General features: G+C 65.5%; 6 protein-coding genes and 2 pseudogenes. 4 read left to right on the forward strand and 4 right to left on the reverse strand.

Annotated features, from left to right (window positions below; genetic code table 11):
• The first annotated feature begins 66 nt into the window (after positions 1–66).
• Positions 67–528 carry an IS5 family transposase gene (locus AB0I73_RS40200; protein WP_363045341.1) on the forward strand — a complete coding sequence of 154 codons (462 nt, stop codon included), beginning with the start codon at positions 67–69 and terminating at the stop codon, positions 526–528.
• A gap of 17 nt (positions 529–545) precedes the next feature.
• Here AB0I73_RS40200 and AB0I73_RS40205 read toward each other — a convergent pair.
• Positions 546–755 (reverse strand): annotated as a pseudogene (locus AB0I73_RS40205) (hypothetical protein); the annotation flags it as partial.
• 39 nt (positions 756–794) lie between these two features.
• On the opposite strand from AB0I73_RS40205, the pseudogene AB0I73_RS40210 reads away from it, so the two are divergent.
• The 3 genes and pseudogenes from AB0I73_RS40210 to AB0I73_RS40220 form a co-directional block, all read left to right on the forward strand.
• Positions 795–1,040 (forward strand): annotated as a pseudogene (locus AB0I73_RS40210) (transposase); the annotation flags it as partial.
• Between the two features lie 187 nt (positions 1,041–1,227).
• Positions 1,228–1,464 (forward strand): DUF397 domain-containing protein, encoded by a 237-nt coding sequence (locus AB0I73_RS40215; RefSeq protein ID WP_363045342.1) that lies wholly within the window; start codon positions 1,228–1,230, stop codon positions 1,462–1,464.
• Positions 1,465–1,552: 88 nt separating this feature from the next.
• The gene (locus AB0I73_RS40220) at positions 1,553–2,506 is read left to right on the forward strand and encodes a helix-turn-helix transcriptional regulator (RefSeq protein WP_363045343.1); all 954 of its coding nucleotides are present in this window, start codon (positions 1,553–1,555) and stop codon (positions 2,504–2,506) included.
• Here AB0I73_RS40220 and AB0I73_RS40225 read toward each other — a convergent pair whose 3' ends face one another.
• From AB0I73_RS40225 to AB0I73_RS40235, 3 genes are all read right to left on the reverse strand, one after another.
• A complete protein-coding gene (locus AB0I73_RS40225; RefSeq protein WP_363045346.1) occupies positions 2,507–3,298 on the reverse strand; it encodes an SAM-dependent methyltransferase in 792 nt (263 codons plus the stop codon).
• 200 nt (positions 3,299–3,498) lie between these two features.
• Positions 3,499–3,885: a hypothetical protein gene (locus tag AB0I73_RS40230; RefSeq protein ID WP_363045344.1), complete on the reverse strand. Its 387-nt coding sequence runs from the start codon at positions 3,883–3,885 to the stop codon at positions 3,499–3,501.
• 307 nt (positions 3,886–4,192) lie between these two features.
• Positions 4,193–4,459: a hypothetical protein gene (locus AB0I73_RS40235; RefSeq protein WP_363045345.1), complete on the reverse strand. Its 267-nt coding sequence runs from the start codon at positions 4,457–4,459 to the stop codon at positions 4,193–4,195.
• Between the last annotated feature and the right edge of the window lie 614 nt (positions 4,460–5,073).

Genomic DNA, 5,073 nt, shown 5'->3' on the forward strand with positions numbered 1-5,073 from the left:
CCAGCCCTACGACGAGGCGAAGGCCTTCCCCAACCAGCCGCCGGCAGAGGTCCCCGCTCAGGCCGCTTGACGCGCCAACCGCGTGGGATGTCTGTGGATCGGGGCAAGTACGGCTCGAAGATCCACCTGATCACCGAGCGGACCGGTCTGCCCCTGTCCGTCGCGATCTCGGGTGCCAACGTCCATGACAGCCAGGCCCTGATCCCGCTGGTGAAAGGCATACCACCCATCAGGTCCCGCCGGGGCCCTCATCGGCGCAGGCCCGGCAAGCTCCACGCCGACAAGGGCTACGACTACCGCCACCTGCGGCGATGGCTCTCCCAGCGGGGTATCCGGCACCGCATCGCCCGCAAGGGCGTCGAGGCCTCGCGGCGACTGGGGCGGCACCGGTGGACCATCGAACGCACCATGGCCTGGCTCGCCGGCTGCCGTCGGCTCCACCGCCGCTACGAACGCAAGGCCGAGCACTTCCTGGCCTTCACCAGCATCGCCTGCACCCTCATCTGCTACCGCAGACTCACCAAATGAGATGACTTCTAAGCCGGACCGAACCGGCGAGTCCACTGGTGGACTGTCTCGTGGCTGACCTCGATGCCGCGCTCGAGCATCAGCTCCTCGATGTCGCGCAGGCTCAGGTGGAAGCGGTGGTACAGCCACACGCAGTGGGAGATGACCTCCGGAGGGAAGCGGAAACCCCGGTACGACGGCGTCACCACGGACAGTCCCTCCAGCGATTCGGCAAGACGGATGATCATGCCGCCCGAGAAGGCCACCACTCAACCTGACAACGCCCCACCGTCACCGCCCGGCAGCTGCGCGATCTGCTCCGGCGATTGATCGCAGCGGGGCAGTGGCAGACGGGCGACCCGGACATCCTCATCGTCGCGGACGCCGGATACGACGCACCCCGCCTCGGCTTCGCCTGGCGGCGGACGCCAGTCCACGCCACCGCAATCGCCAGATTCGCCACGGGTGGAACTCCGGCCAATCTTCACCCCGGCGCACTACCCCGCCGACCGTTTATCATTCGATCTTCCTAATGATTTCCCTTCGAGTGAGAACGCTCTTTCGAGGGACACCGTCAAAGCCCGGCAGCGGTCTAGAATCCTGATCATTCTCACATCCGGTGAAAATTTCACTTCGGCGTGAAAACAGGGTGAGTGTGTCCGGCTCGGACAGGCCAGCAGCGAGGCGTCGCCGCTGGCCAAGGACGGAAGGAAGGCACGGATGGACAAGCGGGAAAACGGAATGGCGGCCGACCAGATCGCCGGTGCACGGTGGCAGAAGGCCAGGGCCAGCGACGCGAAGAACGACTGCGTCGAAGTTGCGCGGCTGAGTGAAAACGAATTCGCCGTCCGCAACTCGCGGTACCCCGACGGGCCTGCACTCATCTACACGAAGGGCGAGTGGGACGCGTTCACGGATGGAGCAGGCAAGGGGGAGTTCAGCAACATGGCTGTCTAAAAAGGAGCAGGCGGCGGTTGCCCCCGAGGCGGCAGGCTGTTCCCCTAGGCGCGCGGCGGGAGACCGTCGTTCATCGCGAGGAGTTCAGATGTCCACTCAGGTTCTGGCCCTGGTAGGCCGGGAGGGGCAGGCGCCCCCTGCAACGCCGATCGCCGCAGCACAGCTCGTCGGGGCTCTGCTGCGGCATCTGCGTCTCCAGAACAAGCTCACCCTGGAACAGGTGGTCGCCCGCAAGATCCCGGGTATCGGGTCCGTCCCGACGCTCCAGCGCTGCGAGAAGGCCACCCACAGACTCAAGGAGGAGCGTATCTACGCGCTCCTCCGCTTCTACCGGACTCCTCCCGAGATCCTCCAGGAAGTGGAGACGCTGATGAAGCAATCCCGCGGTCAGCAGTGGTGGTCGTACTACTCCGACGTCGCTGGCGACATCCTGAACGGTCTGTTCGCCCTTGAGGCCCACTCCAAGATGATCAGGACCTATCAGCAGATCCTCGTTCCCGGCATGCTCCAGACCGCCGGCTACGCGCGGGCGGTCATGGAGAACTTCTACGGCGCCTATCCCGACCCGAAGACGCGGGAGAAGAACCTTGCGACCATCGAGCGGCGGCTGGAGATGCGCCTACGGCGCCAGCACCTGCTCGATCAGCCCGAGGCACCCCTATTCGAGGCACTGATTGCCGAACAGGCCGTGAGGAAGCTGCGGGGCGGCAGGACCGTGATGCGAGAGCAGTTGCGTCAGCTGTACAGCTTCGCCGAGAACAAGCCCAACGTGCACCTCCGCATCCTGCCGGAGTCCGCCACGCTGTCCAACACGCCGGTCCATCCGGCGATGACGCTGTTCAAGCCGCACGACAGCGCCACCGGCCGGACGATCTATCTGGAAGACATGAACCGCGGCGGCACCTTCCTCGCGGAACCGAGTGAGGTAGAGGTCTACCAGGCGTCGATCGATGACTGGTGGGCCAAAGCGCTCTCGAAGCGGGAGACGCTCGACTGTCTGCAGGAGTGCATCGACGAGTTGTCCGCCGGTTCCTCCGAGTAGTCATTTGATACGGGCTACGGCGCCGTACGTGATCCACTCCGTGCTGGTCTGGCGAGGAGCGAGGTCACTGTCCGGCAGCCAGCGTGATACCTCGACCGGCCCTGGGGCCTCCAGTACCTCCAGGCGCTCGAAGAACCTCTCGACCTCCTCTGTCGTACGTACGCGGCCCCACTGCCCGCCGGTGGCCTTCCTCATGAACTGCGTCAGGTTCTCGCGCAGTTCGGGGTCGTCGCTCGCCAGCTGCGAGATCACCATGTAGCTGCCGGGCGGCAGCAGACCTGCGACCCTGTCGACCAGCGCCCACGGATCGTCATCATCAGGGATGCAATGCAGAACGCTCACGAACAGGGCCGCCACCGGCTGGTCGTCACGTAGCAGGCGTCCGACCTCCTCGCTCTTGAAGATGGCTTCGGTGTCGCGCATGTCGGCGCCGAGGACGGCCGTCGTGTCCGGGTCCTCGGCAAGCATCATGCGGCCGTGGCCGAGGACGATGGGATCGTTGTCGATGTAGACGACCTCACTGGCCGGGTCGACCTCCTGCGCGACCTGGTGCACGTTCGGCCGGGTCGGCAAGCCCGAGCCGTGGTCCAGGAACCGGCGCACGCCGTGCTCGCGGGCGAGATATCTGACAGCACGGATAAGGAAGGCCCTGTTCACCAGCGCTAACTCGCGCGCACCGGGGGCAAGGCGCATCAATTCTTCGCACGCCTCCCGGTCTACGGCGTAATTGTCCGTGCCGCCGAGGAAGTGATCGTACATTCTGGCCACGCTGGGTTTGCCGGTATTAACGATGAGCCGCTCCCCACGCTCGCAACCCCGCGCTCACCTGCGGCGGCGCGGGCCATCGACGGTAGGGGTCCATGTTAGGAGAGTTGTTCTCACGTTTGCTACCCGCAGCCACCAACGGGCGACGCGCCTTCGAATCAAATCAGCCGCATTTTATCGCCCTTGATGCACCGGCGCACACCGGCTGGCATTCGACGGTGTCATATTCACATGCCGAGGTTCCGCACGGCCCGGCTGTGCAGCAGCTCGAAGTCCGCTTCCGACAGCCCCATGGCGTGACCGGCCTGCCGGGGCGTCAGTCCCAGCTTGTGGCGCAGGACGAGCGCATCGGCCTCACGGCGATCGAGCATGCGGTGCAGTCGGGCCGCCGACTCCGTTCGCCGGGCCGCGCACTCCTGCGACAGCAGGTCCCAGGCGGCAGCGGAGGGGGACGCGCTGCCCAGTACCGCCGGCCAGCGGTCGGCGACCTCGCGCAGGGCGGCGCGGGCGAGTTCACCGCCCTGATGCGGCGATCCGGCGATGGCACTGCCGAAACGCCAGTAGACCGACCAGTGGTTGTGACAGAAGGCCGCATAGGCGAGAGGAGAGCTCACGGGCTCCACCAATGGAGGGTCGGCCAGCACGGGATCGAGGCTCGCTAGTTCGCAGGTCGCGCGCGACCCGCCGGGGCCGTGGCGCTTGAGCATGGTGTCCACCCCACAGGGTTTGAAAGAAGGCGATGCCGGCCCCGCACGACGGCACGGTCGGGCGCGGGCGTAGGCAGCACAGCTGTTACAACTGCCGGGAAGAGGTGAGCGCATGTCCGCTCGGTGTCCACGAGCAGGCAGCTCGTGCCCTAGGTCCGCCCCGGCTGCGGGACATTGCGGTGAGGGCACGAGCTGCGCGGGCCTATCCGGCGCGTCAGCCGGCGTAGCGGATTTTTACGAAGGAGACGGCACTGCGGTCCGCCCACGCCGTTGCCGTCATCATCATCTGGACTTCCGGCGCCAGAGCCCCCGGCCAGATGACCGCTACGGCCATGACCGCAGCGGTCAGCGCCGAGCCGAACCGGAAGTTAAGCAAAAAGACGCTGGCAACGGCCGTTTGGAACAGCGTCGGCAGCGGAATGCTACCTTCGGGCGTCGCCGGAACAAGGCGTGCCAGCCCCCGGCGAACGTGCTGAATCAACTCTCGTACCTCCCTGGTGCGTTTGGATGACGAAGCGCGAGGAGAAGGGCCCCGACGCGAGCGCCAGCCAACTCGGGGTCCTTTTCCGTGCCGTTCGTACGCTAGTCCCGCCACGCGGACAACAGCACGAGCTGAAAATTTTGAAAACGGAATTGGGAACTCCCTGCGATCCCCGAACCAGTCGTCCTCGGCGGGCACTTCATGCCCAATGGATAGTCCCAGATCGACATAAGGGCGTTAAAAGTGATCGGCTTCAGCCGAAAAACGCCAACGCTCCTGAAAAACACACCGGCACCCTGCTTTTGAGACCACCCTTTCAGGGGAAGCTCCCGTCCGTCCACGCAGGAAGCCTTGAATTATCGCGAACTTCGCACCAGAGGATTTCTACCCCGTGCGGGGCAGAGGGCGAACCGACAAGCCACGCGCTGGACACCAGCTCCAGGTCGGATGGCACCACGCTCGGACACCGGCCACGACGAGCCCCCAGCTCCGGAACCAAGGCTTCGGCGAAGTTGAGGGGTGGACTTTCCCCGTGACGTTGGACACTCGATGCTTACGCCGCGAGGGCGTGTCCTTGCTCGTGCCGCTGCCGGATCTCCAGCGGGGTCAGGTAG

Origin of the sequence: Streptomyces sp. NPDC050388, from assembly GCF_040655635.1 — a bacterium.
Lineage (GTDB): Bacteria > Actinomycetota > Actinomycetes > Streptomycetales > Streptomycetaceae > Streptomyces.